Annotated in this window: 13 protein-coding genes; 8 read left to right on the forward strand and 5 right to left on the reverse strand. The window is 64.9% G+C overall.

The window, feature by feature from the left end; genetic code table 11:
- Nucleotides 1-110 precede the first annotated feature (110 nt).
- The 4 genes from BA190_RS23830 to BA190_RS23845 all read left to right on the forward strand — a co-directional run bounded on the left by BA190_RS23830 (nucleotide 111) and on the right by BA190_RS23845 (nucleotide 5,550).
- Nucleotides 111-1,271 carry a hypothetical protein gene (locus BA190_RS23830; RefSeq protein WP_068293354.1) on the forward strand — a complete coding sequence of 387 codons (1,161 nt, stop codon included), beginning with the start codon at nucleotides 111-113 and terminating at the stop codon, nucleotides 1,269-1,271.
- Between the two features lie 216 nt (nucleotides 1,272-1,487).
- The gene (locus tag BA190_RS23835) at nucleotides 1,488-3,440 is read left to right on the forward strand and encodes an ATP-binding protein (RefSeq protein ID WP_068293356.1); all 1,953 of its coding nucleotides are present in this window, start codon (nucleotides 1,488-1,490) and stop codon (nucleotides 3,438-3,440) included.
- Nucleotides 3,437-4,771, forward strand: coding sequence for a DUF6638 family protein (locus tag BA190_RS23840; protein ID WP_156771678.1), 1,335 nt, complete (start codon nucleotides 3,437-3,439; stop codon nucleotides 4,769-4,771). Before BA190_RS23835 ends, BA190_RS23840 begins: the two co-directional genes overlap by 4 nt.
- 92 nt (nucleotides 4,772-4,863) lie before the next feature.
- Nucleotides 4,864-5,550, forward strand: a complete 687-nt coding sequence (locus BA190_RS23845; RefSeq protein ID WP_202908514.1) for a DUF1523 family protein — start codon at nucleotides 4,864-4,866, stop codon at nucleotides 5,548-5,550.
- Nucleotides 5,551-5,591: 41 nt separating this feature from the next.
- On the opposite strand, the gene BA190_RS23850 is transcribed toward BA190_RS23845, so the two are convergent.
- The 5 genes from BA190_RS23850 to BA190_RS23870 all read right to left on the reverse strand — a co-directional run bounded on the left by BA190_RS23850 (nucleotide 5,592) and on the right by BA190_RS23870 (nucleotide 9,723).
- The gene (locus tag BA190_RS23850) at nucleotides 5,592-6,179 is read right to left on the reverse strand and encodes a GNAT family N-acetyltransferase (protein WP_068293362.1); all 588 of its coding nucleotides are present in this window, start codon (nucleotides 6,177-6,179) and stop codon (nucleotides 5,592-5,594) included.
- A gap of 189 nt (nucleotides 6,180-6,368) precedes the next feature.
- Nucleotides 6,369-7,145, reverse strand: a complete 777-nt coding sequence (locus BA190_RS23855; protein WP_068293364.1) for an anti-sigma factor — start codon at nucleotides 7,143-7,145, stop codon at nucleotides 6,369-6,371.
- The gene (locus tag BA190_RS23860) at nucleotides 7,142-7,669 is read right to left on the reverse strand and encodes an RNA polymerase sigma factor (RefSeq protein ID WP_068293700.1); all 528 of its coding nucleotides are present in this window, start codon (nucleotides 7,667-7,669) and stop codon (nucleotides 7,142-7,144) included. The genes BA190_RS23855 and BA190_RS23860 overlap by 4 nt, the downstream gene beginning before the upstream one ends.
- Before the next feature lie 99 nt (nucleotides 7,670-7,768).
- On the reverse strand, nucleotides 7,769-9,223 hold the full coding sequence (locus tag BA190_RS23865) for a YncE family protein (protein ID WP_068293703.1): 1,455 nt from the start codon (nucleotides 9,221-9,223) through the stop codon (nucleotides 7,769-7,771).
- A gap of 11 nt (nucleotides 9,224-9,234) precedes the next feature.
- Nucleotides 9,235-9,723, reverse strand: a complete 489-nt coding sequence (locus tag BA190_RS23870) for a DUF305 domain-containing protein (protein ID WP_068293367.1) — start codon at nucleotides 9,721-9,723, stop codon at nucleotides 9,235-9,237.
- 187 nt (nucleotides 9,724-9,910) lie between these two features.
- On the opposite strand from BA190_RS23870, the gene BA190_RS23875 reads away from it, so the two are divergent.
- The 4 genes from BA190_RS23875 (at nucleotide 9,911) to BA190_RS23890 (ending at nucleotide 14,643) form a co-directional block, all read left to right on the forward strand.
- Nucleotides 9,911-10,543, forward strand: coding sequence for a DUF2239 family protein (locus BA190_RS23875; protein WP_068293369.1), 633 nt, complete (start codon nucleotides 9,911-9,913; stop codon nucleotides 10,541-10,543).
- 669 nt (nucleotides 10,544-11,212) lie between these two features.
- Nucleotides 11,213-12,343: a type III PLP-dependent enzyme gene (locus BA190_RS23880; RefSeq protein ID WP_068293372.1), complete on the forward strand. Its 1,131-nt coding sequence runs from the start codon at nucleotides 11,213-11,215 to the stop codon at nucleotides 12,341-12,343.
- Between the two features lie 169 nt (nucleotides 12,344-12,512).
- Nucleotides 12,513-13,079, forward strand: a complete 567-nt coding sequence (locus BA190_RS23885; RefSeq protein WP_068293375.1) for a GNAT family N-acetyltransferase — start codon at nucleotides 12,513-12,515, stop codon at nucleotides 13,077-13,079.
- 127 nt (nucleotides 13,080-13,206) lie between these two features.
- Nucleotides 13,207-14,643, forward strand: coding sequence for a homospermidine synthase (locus BA190_RS23890; protein WP_068293379.1), 1,437 nt, complete (start codon nucleotides 13,207-13,209; stop codon nucleotides 14,641-14,643).
- Nucleotides 14,644-14,694: the final 51 nt, after the last annotated feature.

Genomic DNA, 14,694 nt, shown 5'->3' on the forward strand with positions numbered 1-14,694 from the left:
CCGGCAATCCAGTCGCCCCTTTCATCGAGGATGGACCGACACTGGATGCCCGGGTCGAGCCCGGGCATGACAAAGTCGGTGTTTCCACCATCAGGAACTAGAGGCCGCCCTTGACCCCTCCCGGTAACGACCATGTCACCCTGCCGGACCCCCAGGCGATGCGGCGCTATTTCGGCAAGTTCTCCCGCATCATCCGCCATCTGCGCGAGATCGCCGGCCAGACCGGCCAGGGAAACCAGGCGAGCCTGGCCGATGACGCCAAATATGGCGGTGGCGAGTTCGCCAGGATCCAGCTCGACCTGATCGAGAACTATCTCCAGCGCCTGGCCAAGACCTTCACTGCCCTCAGCCTCAAGCACCTGATGTCGGGCCGCGTCTCCTCGCTGCCCCTGACCTTGGCGATCGACCGCTCGGAGAGCGGCTTTCCGGTGTTCCAGGAGATCATGACGATGGCGAACGACCTGGCACAGGTCGACCGCCACCTCGCCAACCAGCCCGACCAGATCAGGCTGAAGGAGGCGATGATCGCGGCCATCCTCTCCGAACGGGCGAGGCCGACCAACCTGCAATATGCGATGAGTCAGCGCATCTATTACGAGACGCTGAAGTCGCGTGGCCTGTTCTTCGCCCAGAACCACCCGCAATTCGTGCTGCTGTCCGACCCCAAGGCGCAGCGCCGGCGCTATCTCCTGCACTGGGCCGTCTATGACAGCGCCCTCAGCCTGCCGGTGATCTATCTCCTGGTGGTCGAGGATACCGGCCATGTCATCCTCAACGAGGACCAGATGCGCTGGCCGCAGGTGCAATCCCACCTGATGGCGCAGTCTCTCTCCAGCCTCAAGCTCCTCACCATCGCCCGCGGCTTCGACGTCGATTTCGACAATCTGCATCCCAAGCTGCTCCGCCGCATCCATGTCGGGCCGATGTATTCGCACGCCTTCACCGAGCAGACCGGGCCTCTGCGCGAGATCCTGGCCGAGGTCTCGCGCACCGAGGAGAGCGACTGGGCATTGGCCTGGACCGTCGAGACGCTGGTCTCGGCCCGCAGCGAAAGAGTGCCCGCGGGCCTGCTGTCCACGGTGGAGCGCGAGATCTTCGACCTCGACCAGTACCAGCCCGCCGCCGCCGAAGCCGGCGTGACCCGGCTCGAACGCTCGCTCGTCCTGCCGGTGCTGCCCTATCAGGTTCTCGTCGACCGCGATCCGCCCGGTTTCCGGGACGTGCGCAAATATGTGGTGGGCGAGGACGGGTCGCTGCTGACGGGGCTGTGATGGGAGTGCGCAGAATAAAGCGCGACCGGCCTTCTTCGCGAAGCGGGGAAGGTGGCCCGACGAAGTCGGGTCGGATGGGGTGTGGGCCGCTAGCTGCGCCCTGTCCGGCTCGAGTACCGTTAGTGGGCCGCAACCCATCCGCCGTTGCTTCGCAACGCCACCTTCCCCACTACGTGGAGAAGGCATTCCGCGCCCCATCCTGACCACGAGGACCCCATGACCGCTTCCCTCAATCTGATGGAAATCCGCGAAGCCGCGATCCGCGCGCACTATCCCCAGGCCCTGGCCCTGATGGAGGGCTTCGAGCATGCGCCGCGCATTGCCAAGGTGAGGCCCGCCCAAACCGGCGCCGCGCCGGCTGAACGCTCGCCCGGTATTCCCACCGCCACCGGCCGGCTGTTTCGCGCCACCACGCCGGGCCTGACCGCGCGCTCCAGCGCCGCGCAGGACGGCGTCCACCTGATCGCGCGCATCAGCCAGGCCGATCCCGGCGAAGCCCTGATGAGCCCGGCCCAGGCCAGCGTGCTGCAGGCGCTGCGCCGGTCCTTGGCCACCGCCATGGCCGTCGGCGAACTCTATGAGGAACGCACCGCCCTCGGCCAGCTCAAGCGCGACAACCGCGAGGGCCGCCTCGACCCTGCCCGGCGTACCGAATTCGCCGAGCTCCTCGCCGCCGCCTCGCTGATCGGCCTACATGTCACCGCCAACATGCTCTCCTTCCTGCTCGCCGCCCAGGCGAGCGAGGGCCAGGCCGAGGTCGGCGAGCTGGAAGAGATCCTCACCGACAATCCCGCCCTCGCCTTGCAGGGCGCCTTGTGGGAACTCGACGCCATCCTGAGCCGCATGGAGGGCAGCCTGAAGCTGGTGCCCACCCTCACGGCCTGGTGCGAGCGTCTGATGGAAGCAGTCGCCATGCGGGCCAGCACGGCGCCGCGGCTGGAAGCCTTCACCAGCGCCGCCTATCGCGTCGAGGCCGACGATTTCCAGATCAACGGCTTCACCCCCGCCACCCACAAGCGCTCCACGGCGCTGAGCATGGCCTTCAAGAAGCCGACCGAGGTGGTGGGCAACCACATCGCCAAATACCAGTCGATGAAGCTGGCCAAGATGCTGATGGCCTATGATTTCGACAGGCGCCTCAACCCCTTCGCCGAACTCGGCGGCTTCATCTTCACCTTCATGGGCGACGGCAAGCCCGGCACCGGCAAGACCACGCTGATCCAGATGATGGCCGGCCTGCTCAACGAGTATTGCAGCAATGCCGGCTACCCCTTCCGCTATGCCAACCTCTCCACCGAGAGCATCGACAGCTACCAGGGCAAGTCGGCCCAGAACGCCAAGGCCTTCATCCGCGAGATCATCGACCCCGCCGTGATCGGCTTCGGCACCATCGACGACATCGACCAGCTCGCCGGCAAGCGCGGCGACCGGCAATCCTCCTCCGGCCAGCTCGAGATCACGGCCGTGCTGATGGAGAGCTTTGCCGGCGCCAACACCGTGGTACGCGGCAACTGCACCTTCGGCATGTTCTCCAACTTCCCGGAGAATGTCGACGATGCCCTGCGCCAGCGCGCCGGCGCCCGCTTCCTCGTGGACGGCCCGCAGAGCAAGGAGGACTATATCGACCTGCTCTCCCTGCTGCTCGGCAAGCGCCACCAGATCCCGCTCGGCGAGCACGACCTCTTCGCCGCCCAGGAGATCAAGAAGGCGGTGGCCGCCTCCTATGACGCGCATTCACGCCCGCAGGAAGAGGCCCTGAAGAAGGTGTTCGACACCGTGCAGGGCAAGATCGGGGCGCTCGACACCATCGCCAGGCTCGGCGCCTATCTCAAGGCGATCCAGGAGGCCGACGAGCGCTTCACCGGCCGCGCCATCAAGAACATCACCGATGCCATCAAGGTCAGGGCGATGGATTTCGAGCTGCCGGACGAATGGATGGAAAAGCCCGAGCTGTTCCTGACCAAGGACTATGCCACCAAGCTCGCAATGATCGCCGAGCTTGCTAGGCCGATCACGGTCGAGATGGTGATCCAGGAGATCAACCGCTACGCCGACAGTGAATTCCGCTATGCCGACAAGTCGGACGAGGCCGCCATCGACAATGCGGTGCGCGAGATGGGCCGCATGGAGGAAGCCAAGAAACGCTATCTGGAGCAGCGCGGGGCATGATGGAGCGCCTGATCGAAGCGGGGCTGATGTTCGGGAACCTCATCGAGGTCTCCTCCCCCACCATGGTGGCGCGCTACAACGCGGCGCTGGAGAAACTCATCGGCAAGCGCACCGCGCTCACCGAGTTCCATATCGACCTTTCCGGCTTCTCGCCGGAGGTCGGCGACGAGCTCGACGACATCCGCTACCTCAATCCCGAGGGCTGCAACCGGATGTTCATCCTGCTCAGCCTCGACCAGCTCAAGGCGCCGCTCCTCAACGCGCAGTTCTCGACCATGCGCTCGGTGCTGCGCAACTTCATGCAGGACAATGCCAGGGAGCTGATGGCGCTGAGCGTGCGCGAGGCCGTGATGGGCGAGCTCGTGCATTCGATGTGGCGCATCAAGAGCCCGGCCGACCTGTTGGAGCTGCGCTCCGTCACCGTCGAGGCCAATACGCCGACGGACCGGCTCGGCGAGGCCGAGCAGTTGTCGCGTCTGGTCGAGGACTTCCGCGCCAAGGATGATCTGTGGCAGGACGACGCCTATATCGACACCATGATCAGGCTTGCCGGCCGGGTGGGCGACATCGCCCGCAACCCGGTGCGTTTCCGCAAGACCGACTACAGCCAGGGCAATTTCTACACCAACTATTTCGACGGGCTCTATCTCTTCAGGGACATGTCGTACCCCGCCATGCTCTATCGCGGCGTGGCACCGGGCTTTCCCAAGATCGGCGCCGTGGAAACCAAGAATCTCGAAAGCGCCGTGGATGTCTGGCACTTCCTGCAGCTCAACGGCCTGATCACCTCGGTCTTCGAGGCTGCCGACCTCAATGCCAAGGCACTGCTGCGCCAGCGGCTCGACTTCATGCTGGCCAATGTCCTTGCTGGCAAGGCCGACGCGCCGGCGGAACTGGCCCGCCTCAACCGGCAAGACCTGCGCCGCTTCGCCATGCGCCACGCCGATGACCTGCCGCCGGAATTCGAGGTGGTCGAGGCTGCCTTGCGTGCCGCCGAGCAAGGACTCCAGCCCCGCCTGCCCGGCCCGACGGAGCCCGGCTGCTTCTATCTCTATCGGGCCGCCCAATTGCCGGACCGCGACCTCGTCAACCAGCTCCTGAGCGAGTTCACGCCTCTCGACATCCGCCAGCTCTTCCTGTGCAACAAGCCCGCCTTCTACAAGGCCTATCAGGGCTGGACCGAGCGCAAGCAGGACTATGTGGTGGAGTTCCTGTCCCGGGATGAAGCGCTCAAGAACGACGATGCCTGGGAGGACCTGTTCGGCGACGGCACGCCGGAGGAAGAGCCCGAACCGCAGGCGGGACCCTGGGGAGCGATACCGAGGGGGTGAAGTGGAGCGCGGACATCTTGTCCGCCCTTTGGAAACACCCTACCTCTCACATGGTCAAGAGCGGACAAGATGTCCGCGCTCCGGGAGTATCCATGCTGCGCCTGTTCAAATGGTTCCTGATCGTCCTGGTGCTGGTGGTCGGCTATTGCTGGCTCGACCAGGTGCTGCCGCGCTACGACGTGGTACGCATCGTCGGCACCGACACCAAGCGCCTCGACAGCTCCGGCTTCTTCGACAGCGAAGCGCCCAATGTGCAGGCGACCAACACGCGCGACGTGCGCTTCATCAACACCGTCTATCCCGGCGGCACCCTCAGGGTCTACCGCAACGAGGATACCGACTGGGGCTTTCCCTGGTACTACAAGTTCGACTCCGGCAACCTGATGGCGGCCGCCCAGTCCTTCCAGTCCAGTTCGGAAAGTCCGAAATGGGTGGTGATCAAGAGCTATGGCTGGCGGGTCACCTATCTGACCATGTTCCCCAACGCGCTCTCGATCCGGGCCGCGACCGGGCCGGACGAATATGTCATTCCGTGGATGCGGATCTTCGTGTTCGGCGGCCTGGCGATCGGACTGATCTGGCTCTATTTCCGGCTGCGGCGGTTCAAGCGCGAGCGAATCGACCCGATGCTCATGCGCATCGAGGATCACGTCAGTGCCGCCGCCGACGCTGTCGACGAAAGGGCGGTGGCCGTATCGAGCAGCGCCACCGGCTTCATGGCCCGGATCCGGCGCTGGCTCGACAGCTGGAAGCCGAAGAACCAGCGGCGCTACAAGTAGGATCAAGTCTCGAGGATAGCTGACCTCGAGACTTCAGCCGCTCAGGCCGCCGCTCTGGCGATACCGTCGCCCACGATCGTCAGGGTCAGCGGTCCCGGCAGCATGTCGCCGATCGCCTCGAAGGCGGGATGCTCAAGCGTCACCGCCGGATCGAGTTCGATCACGCCCATGGTCTCGCCCTGCGCGAAGCTGAGCTTGGCGTTGAAGCGCCGGGCCAGCGCTTTCATGCTGGCGTTGTCGGCATGGGTGGAGACCTCGAGGCGGGTATAGCCGAGGCCGAGCGCGTGCAGCAGCAGGCGCGCGAACAGGCGCCCGCCAATGCCCTGATGTTGGCGGTGACGTTCGACGCTGAAGGCGATCTGGGCCGTCGGCTCCGCCAATTCGGGCAGTTCGTGCAATTCAGCCGCGCCGAGAACCTGGCCATCCTCGACATAGCCGATGACGGTTGCACCATCGCGGAAGCTACGCTCGGCATAGTCGGCGACGAAACTGGTGCTGATGCCGCCGTTGAAACGGTCATGCCGGCTTTCGCGGTCCAACCGCAGCAGGTGATCGCGAAACTTCGGCAAATCGGACGGTCTCAACTGCCGGATAATGCCCCTGGGGGCCATGGTGGTGATCTGGTTCATCTCGCAGTCCTCGTGGCTTACCCCCGAGTCGTCACCTCCCTATGCGCGAAATATTGTGCACTGCAGCATGAATTGCAAGAAATCTCTGCCGCACCGCACACAGGGCTGCCATGCAGGAAATGACACCTGCTGCCTGGCCCTCCGGCCATGCTGACCTGCCGCGCCCCCGGATGGGGTTGGGCGCGTCACCTATATGCTTCCCGAAACCTGCCTGCGGATATCGTCGGCCAGCGGATGCAGCGCGTCGGCCGGCATCGATCCCACCAGGCTGTAACCCATGCCGCGGCTTGCCCAGGTCCAGCCGTCGACCTTGCCTTCGGAATGGGCAGCCATCGCCTTGTCCTGGTCGACGGCCATCGGCCTGGTCAGCATCACGAGGCGGCCACCGCGGTCGTCGTCATACATCAGCATGAGCGCCGGGCCATGGGGCGTGGATACCACCCGCCCTCCCATCAGCCGGTAGCCTGCCTTCGACAGGTCCGGCAAGACTGGCCTGCGCCCCATCCGTGCACTCGCCCAATCGATGAGTTCCATCGCCTTGTCGGCACGGATTTCGACGGGCCTGACGGTATCGGAGGCATAGGCGCTGAAATTCGCCGATGCTTCACGGGCCAAGGCACCTACCCCTTCCGAGGGCGCGGACGTCATCTCGCGTAGAAGCCATCCCCCGGAACCGCCGGCAGCAAGAAGCAGGATGGCGGCTGCCGCGGCTCGCCATCCGGAGACGCGTGGCCGCCGCGGCGTGCCGATCATATGGGCCAGGTTGAGCCTGGTTGGAATGGGCTCATCTGCGACTGCAGCGAAAGCAGACCGCAAACCGGAACGATGATCGGCATAGGATCCAAAACGGCTGGCGATCTCGGGATGCGCCTCGAGATAGGAGGCGATCTCCCCCCGGCGGGCCTCATCGAGAGCGCCGTCGACATAGGCATGGAGATCATCCTCGGAAATCGGCTTGTCGGTCATTTCACGCTCCGCAGATGGCCGCCGCGCCTGGGGGCAGATTGGTCAGAGTCTTCAAGCATTTGCCGCAGGCGTTCACGGGCGCGCGACAGCCTCGACATCACGGTTCCGATCGGGATCGCCAATATCTCGGAAACCTGGGCATAGGAAAGATCCTCGACGCCGACCAGGAGGAGCAGGCTGCGCTGATCATCCGGAAGCTGCGCCAGCGCCGAGACGAGATCGGCCTGCACCAGGGCGTCTTCCTGAGCCGGCCGGCGGGCGAGAACGCCTTCCTCGACATCCTCGAACGGCAGGTGATCGCCGCGCCGCGCCTTCTGACGGAGCCGGTTGACGGCGAGATTGTGCAGGATGGCAAAGACCCAGGTGCGCGGATCCTTGCCGCGCCGCTGCTGCCAATGCGCGATCACCCGCTCCAGGCAATCCTGAACCAGGTCGTCGGCAGCGGCGGTGTCCCTCAGCAAGGCACGGGCATACCGTCGCAAGGCGGGAATCATCGGCTCGACAAGCCTCTGCAGGTCACTCACGATCTGGGTCACTCATGGCTTGGGGTCACTCATGGCTTTGACACAGCTTCCGGCCGATGGCGCACTCGCCGGAATGGCCGAGACGAGCGCGCCCGCTACTCATTGAACCTGCACCTGGACCACGTCACCGGGTTTTCCTTCGGTGGAGGTTGCAACCACCAGAAAACGCCTTTCATCCTCATGCCTGGCTTCGACGATCTGGCGTATCGGTCCGACGGCGTTGACGATGGCGGAACCAGCCGGGTTCGTGGTGAAGGTCGAGAGCGGCTGCAGCGCCCCGCCCCCATCCGGCTGGCTCGACAGCGCAAGGACATAGGGCTTCTTCGGTTCGAGGCCGCTGACCGCCGCCTGGAGAATCTGGGTCAGGCCCTGGTCGAACAAGGATACGCTGGTCGCAGCGGTCTTGCTACCGGCTCCCCTGGGCGCGAGCCTCAGATGGGCAGCTTCGCCGGCAGTACCGAGCGGCATCAGGTTCTGCAGGCCATCGCCGTCAGGCACCGCATTGGGAACATAGGCCACGGCCTGGGGCGCCTGCCCGATCGGAATGGTGGCGATCACCCTGTTGGTCAAGGTGTCGATGACGGCAAACTGGTCGGCATTCTCGAGCCCGACATAGACCCGGCTGCCATCGCCCGAGGGCCAGATGCCGTGCGGCAAATTGCCGACCGGAATGGTCGCCACCTGCGCGAAATCGTCGGTGCGGAACACCTTCACCTCGTTCAATCCGCCAACGGTCACATAGGCGAAGCTGCCCTTCTTGTTGACCACGAGATTGACGTGATTGGTAATCGGGCCGGTATCGAGCGTCTTGACGAGATCGAAGGGAGGTTCGGCCTTGAAGACCTGCGTCTTGCCGATGTCCTTGAGGGTGAACCATACCTGCTTGCCATCGGCCGAAGCGGCGATGTTCGGGCAGAAGGGGCTCGCCTGCTTCACGCTCCCGACGATCTTATGGTCGGCGAGGGAAACGACGACGGTCTGCGGGTTGAACGACGAGCAGACATAGCCGTATTTGCCGTCCGGCGAAAAGATCTGCATGCCCGGCCCGCCCGGGACCTTGATCCGGAGCTTTTCCTCGAAGCTGCCGGTATCGATGACGGAGACATAGTCCTCGCCGCGCACCGTTACCCAGACCTCGCGGCCATCGGGCGTGAAGAAGGCTTCATGCGGGGAACGCCCGACATAGGTGGTGTGCTTGACGGCATTGGTCGCCGTATCGATGAAGGTCACCGAATTGGAGCCGATGGAGACCACGGCCAGCGTCTTGTGGTCGGGCGAGAACCCCATGCCGTGGACCAGCACCTGGCCCTTGTAGAGCGGGCTGAGATTGCCCGGCTGAGGATCGCCGAGCCGGATGACGCCCAGCAGCCTGTTGTCGACGGGATCGCTGACCGAGACGGTGTTCGAGAACTGCTCGGCCGCATAGAGGCGGTCCTTGTGGCTGATCGGGATATCCGCCGCCGATGCAGGGCCGGGTATCTGTCCAGCGGAGGCGACAGCCGGTGCCAGCATGGTGCCTGCGAGAAGTCCGAGAGCGAAGAGAGTGCGATGCATGAATGAGTCCTTCATTTGCCCGCTCCCGTCATCGACATGGCGGGAGGCGGGGAACCGCCGTCGGCGGGTGGATTGAGGGGGAGGTCAACGGCGGGGCCGACCTGCGTGGGAGCGGCAGCCGGAGCCGGCGGCGGGTCCCCGAGTGCCAGGCGCATGGCGGCGATTTCCTGCTGCTGCTCGACGATGATTTCCTGGGCGATGCGCCTGAGCTGCTCGTTGCGGCCATAGCGCAGATAGGTCTGCGCCATGTCGATCGCCCCCTGGTGGTGGGGGATCATCATCTCGGTGAAATCACGATCGACATTGCCGGTCGGCTTGACCGCCATGTCGTTCATCATCCTCGACATGGCGGCATCGTTTTCCTGGAGGAACGGCGCCTCGGCGGAGTCCGGCTTGGCCTCGTGCCCGTGATGCGCGGCATCATGGGCGGCAGCCGGCAAGACGCCGGCTGCCAGGATCCAGGCCAGCCCGACGAGGGCGGCGCAGCGCTGAACGGTCATGTTTGCGGTCCCGGTGGTTGGAGCGAGTTCATCTGGGTGGACAACCGGGGGCGGCGTTTATTCCACCGCCTGGAGCGTTTTTTCTCTGCGGTCCCGTTTCTGGCGGTTGAGCCCCTATATTCACCCGGATAATATTGACATCCATTCCACCCGGGCCTATCCTGCATGTCCAACAGGATCAGGGATCATGACCCATCTTGCCCTCATCGCCTTTGCCGGGCGCAGGTGCCTGGCCGAGGGCGATGCCATTACCGTTGCCCTGGCCATCCGCCAGGCCCAGGATGCGGGCGAGGCTTCGCCTGTTCAGGTATTCGAAGATGCCACCGGCCGGCCTGTCGATCTCGACCTGCGCGGCACGCCGGAGGACATCCGCGCCCGTTATGCCCTGATCGAGCCGCCGCCGCGTGGGCCGGGACGCCCCAAGCTCGGCGTCGTCGCCCGCGAAATCACCCTGCTGCCGCGCCATTGGGATTGGCTGGCCTCCCAGCCGGGTGGCGCCTCCGTGGCGCTGCGCCGCCTGGTGGACGACGCCCGCCATGCCTCCGAGGGGACGGACCGGCTGCGCGAGGCCCGCGAGGCTGCTTATCGCTTCATGAGCGCCATGGCCGGCAACGAGCCGCATTACGAGGAAGCGATTCGCGCCCTGTTCGCCGGCGACGACGAAAAATTCGCCGCCATGATCGCCGACTGGCCCGGTGACGTCAGCAGGCATGCGCACAAGCTGGCGGAAGCCGCCTTCACCACCACCGCGGCGGCAGCCGAGGGCAGCGGCAACGGGCAGCTCCGTTATCAGTCCGCAAATGGCGGTCTTCGCGCCTGAAACCGGCCCATGAACCCGCTCCTGCGCCCTCAAGGGGCGCGCGAGCGGGCCGTCGGCATAACTCCTTTGCCGGCCACGTGAATTTTAACTTTTTGCAACGCAGAAAAATTTCGCCCCGGGCGAAAATTTTTCTTGCATATGACGCCCATTCTTCCTATTTCCCGGCTTGCCCAATTTCGCACGTGCCTGTGGCCGCGTGTCGGTCGGTGGACATCCAGACAAGAGGCTGGACGGTCGCCAGGGATGGACTAGGGATCGCGGCAGTGGTCCCTTGAGGTGATCAGGCACAGAGTGCCGAAGTCATCGAATCCCGAACAACGATCGGCAGCCGGAGGCGACCGGTGAACCCCGTACTCCGCGGGGGACGCAGCTTGAAGCAACGACGAAGCGGGCTTTTTTGGTCTCGGCTGGTTTCCATATCCAGCGACTGAAGAGGCTTGTTTCTCTTTGCCAGGCGTGCGGACCGGGTATCCCGATCCAATCCAAGGCAGTTTCGAACCATGCAGCGGCTTGATCCGTTGCGTGGCGATTTGCATCCCGTCGCGGCGAGGCATCCGGCCTTTCCGGCGGTGGGCGGCGCGTCAGCATCGAACGTCCGCGGCTCCACCCCGCGGCGGCGGTGAGGTCGCACCGATCTGTGACACCCTTTGGATTTTGGGGAGACCCGCCATGACCGACCGCATCCTCGACTATCTCCGACGTACCCCCGCCGACGGCCCCCGGCTCGTCGTCGATCTCGACGTGGTGGAGCGGAATTATTCGGCGTTCGCGCATGCGCTCCCCGACACCCGCGTCTTCTATGCCGTGAAGGCCAACCCGGCCCCCGAGATCCTCAACCTGCTGGCCGGCCTCGGCTCCAGCTTCGACTGCGCTTCCGTCGTCGAGATCGAGCAGGTGCTCGCCACCGGCGCCGATGCCGATCGCATCTCCTTCGGCAACACCATCAAGAAGGAGCGTGACATCGCCCGCGCCTTCGAGCTCGGCGTGCGCCTGTTCGCCGTCGACTGCGTGGCCGAGGTCGAGAAGATCGCCCGCGTCGCTCCCGGTTCGCGCGTGTTCTGCCGCATCCTGTGCGACGGCGCCGGCGCCGAATGGCCGCTGTCGAAGAAGTTCGGCTGCGCGCCTTCCATGGCGCCCGACGTGCTCGAGCAGGCCCAGGTCCTCGGCCTCACCGCCTATGGCGTGTCGTTCCATGTCGGCTCGCAGCAGGGCAATGTGCAGGCCTGGGACAGCGCCCTGGCGACTGCTGCCGGCATCTTCCGCGAGATGGCCGAGCGTGGCATCACGCTGTCGATGGTGAATATGGGCGGCGGCTTCCCGGCCAAGTATCTGCGCGCCATGCCGGGCGTGCCGGCCTATGGCGAAGCGATCTTCAATTCGCTGCGCACCCATTTCGGCAACCAGCTGCCCGAGACCATCATCGAGCCGGGCCGCGGCATGGTCGGTGATGCCGGCATGATCGAGGCCGAGGTGGTGCTGGTGTCCAAGAAGGCCGAAACGGACGAGATCCGTTGGGTCTATCTCGACATCGGCAAGTTCCATGGCCTCGCCGAGACCATGGACGAGGCCATCCGCTACCCGATCCGCACCGAGCGGGACGGCGACGCCAAGGCGCCCTGCGTCCTGGCCGGGCCGACCTGCGACAGCGTCGACGTGCTCTATGAGAAGACCCCCTATGATCTTCCCGTGAGCCTGTCGATCGGCGACAAGGTGCTGATCGAGGCCTGCGGGGCCTACACCACCACCTATTCCACCATCGGTTTCAACGGCTTCCCGCCGCTGGCCTCCGTGGTGATTTGATCGGAGCGCGGACATCCTGTCCGCTCTTCTCTCAAGCCTCCCGTTTCCAAGAGCGGACATCGCGACATGCAGGCATGTCGCTGTGATGTCCGCGCTCCATTCATCGTCCCGTACGGCCGTTTCATCGGTGCGAGGGCTGTCGCTCTATCCTTTCGAAGGAGCCACGGCCATGATCCGTATTGTCCAAGAATCCCCGTCCCATCTCGAAGCTCGCGAGGCCCTGCTCGACGCCTGCTTCGGCCCGGCCCGTTTCGCCAAGACCAGCGAGCGCCTGCGCGAAGGCCGCCTGCCGGCCAAGGGCCTGGCCTTCACCGCCGTCGATGACAACCGACTGATCGGCACGCTGCGCCTGTGGAACATTTCCGCCGGCCCCGGCCGTCCGGCCCTGTTGCTGGGTCCGCTCGCTGTCGATATCAGCTATCGCAGCGAAGGTCTCGGCGCGCGCCTGATGTGGCACGGCATCGGCTATGCCCAGGAATATGGCCACAAGGCTATCCTTCTGGTGGGCGATGCGCCCTATTACAGCCGCTTCGGCTTTTCGACCGATCTCACCGAGCGCCTCTGGCTGCCTGGCCCAGTGGAGCGCAACCGCTTCCTCGGCCTGGAACTGGTGCCCGACGGGCTGGTGGGAGCGGCCGGCCTGGTGAACGCCACCGGCGAACTTGAAACCGCGCCCGACTTCGCGGCGCTCGTCGCCCAGGCCGCCAACGACACCGCCTTCCGCTTCGCGGCATAATTTTCGGGGAGTATCCCCTCCCCCGCGACGCTCCCTGCGTCATCGCGTCTTCACATATTCGCGACAAAACTTGCACCCGCGGGTCCCAGCGCCTAAACGCTGGGGCTTGCACATTTTGGAGGATTGAATGGCTCAATGGCCTGTCTACGGTAAGATTTCCGGCCCCGTCGTGATCATTGGTTTCGGTTCGATCGGTCGTGGCGTGCTGCCGCTGATCGAGCGTCATTTCGAATATGACAAGGAGCGCATGGTCATCATCGACCCGCATCCGCTCGATGCCGACCGTAAGATCATCGAAGAGCACGGCATTCGTTTCGTGCAGGAGGCCGTTACCAAGGACAACTACAAGAGCCTGCTGCAGCCTCTGCTCACCGCCGGCGGCGGCCAGGGCTTCTGCGTCAACCTCTCGGTCGATACCGGTTCCGTCGACCTGATGGAATTCGCCCGTAGCCTCGGCGCACTCTACATCGATACGGTGGTCGAGCCCTGGCTCGGCTTCTATTTCGACAAGAACGCCGGTCCGGAAGCGCGCACCAACTACGCCCTGCGCGAAAGCATGCTGGCCGCCAAGCGCCGCACGCCCGGCGGTCCCACCGCCGTTTCCTGCTGCGGCGCCAATCCCGGCATGGTCTCCTGGTTCGTCAAGCAGGCCCTGCTCGACGTCGCCGAGGCAACCGGCCACGGTTCGGCCGATCCCAAGACCCGCGAGGAATGGGCCGCGCTCGCCCGCAAGGTCGGCGTCAAGGGCATCCACATCGCCGAGCGCGACACCCAGCGCGCCAAGCATCCCAAGCCGCGCGGCGTGTTCGTCAACACCTGGTCGGTGGAAGGCTTCATCTCCGAAGGCCTGCAGCCGGCGGAGCTAGGCTGGGGCACGCACGAGACCTGGATGCCCGAGACCGGGCGCACCCACAAGGAAGGCTGCGGCGCGGCGATCTATCTGCTGCAGCCTGGCGCCAACACCCGCGTGATGAGCTGGTGCCCGACGCCTGGCCCGCAATATGGCTTCCTCGTCACCCATAACGAGGCGATCTCGATCGCCGACTACCTGACGGTGCGCGAGAATGGCGAGGCGGTCTACCGCCCGACCTGCCACTACGCCTATCACCCGGCCAACGACGCCGTGCTCTCGCTGCACGAGATGTTCGGTGCCGCCGGCAAGGCGCAGGACAAGTTCGTCATCCTCGACGAGAAGGAAATCGAGGACGGCGCGGACGAGCTCGGCGTGCTGCTCTATGGCCATGGCAAGAATGCCTATTGGTACGGCTCCCAGCTCACGGTCGAGGAGACCCGCAAGCTCGCGCCCTACCAGAACGCCACCGGCATGCAGGTCACCTCGGCCGTGCTGGCCGGCATGGTCTGGGCGCTGGAGAATCCGGAAGCCGGCATCGTCGAAGCCGACGAAATGGACTTCCGCCGTTGCCTCGAAGTGCAGAAGCCCTATCTCGGCCCGGTCAAGGGTTACTACACCGACTGGACCCCGCTCGACGGCCGCCCGGGCTTCTTCGCCGAGGACCTCGACACCGCCGATCCCTGGCAGTTCCGCAACATCCTGGTGCGGTGAGCAAGTTCCCTTCTCCCCTTGCGGGAGAAGGTGCCCGAAGGGCGGATGAGG

The organism is Labrys sp. WJW (assembly GCF_001676615.1).
GTDB classification, from domain to species: Bacteria; Pseudomonadota; Alphaproteobacteria; order Rhizobiales; family Labraceae; genus Labrys; species Labrys sedimenti.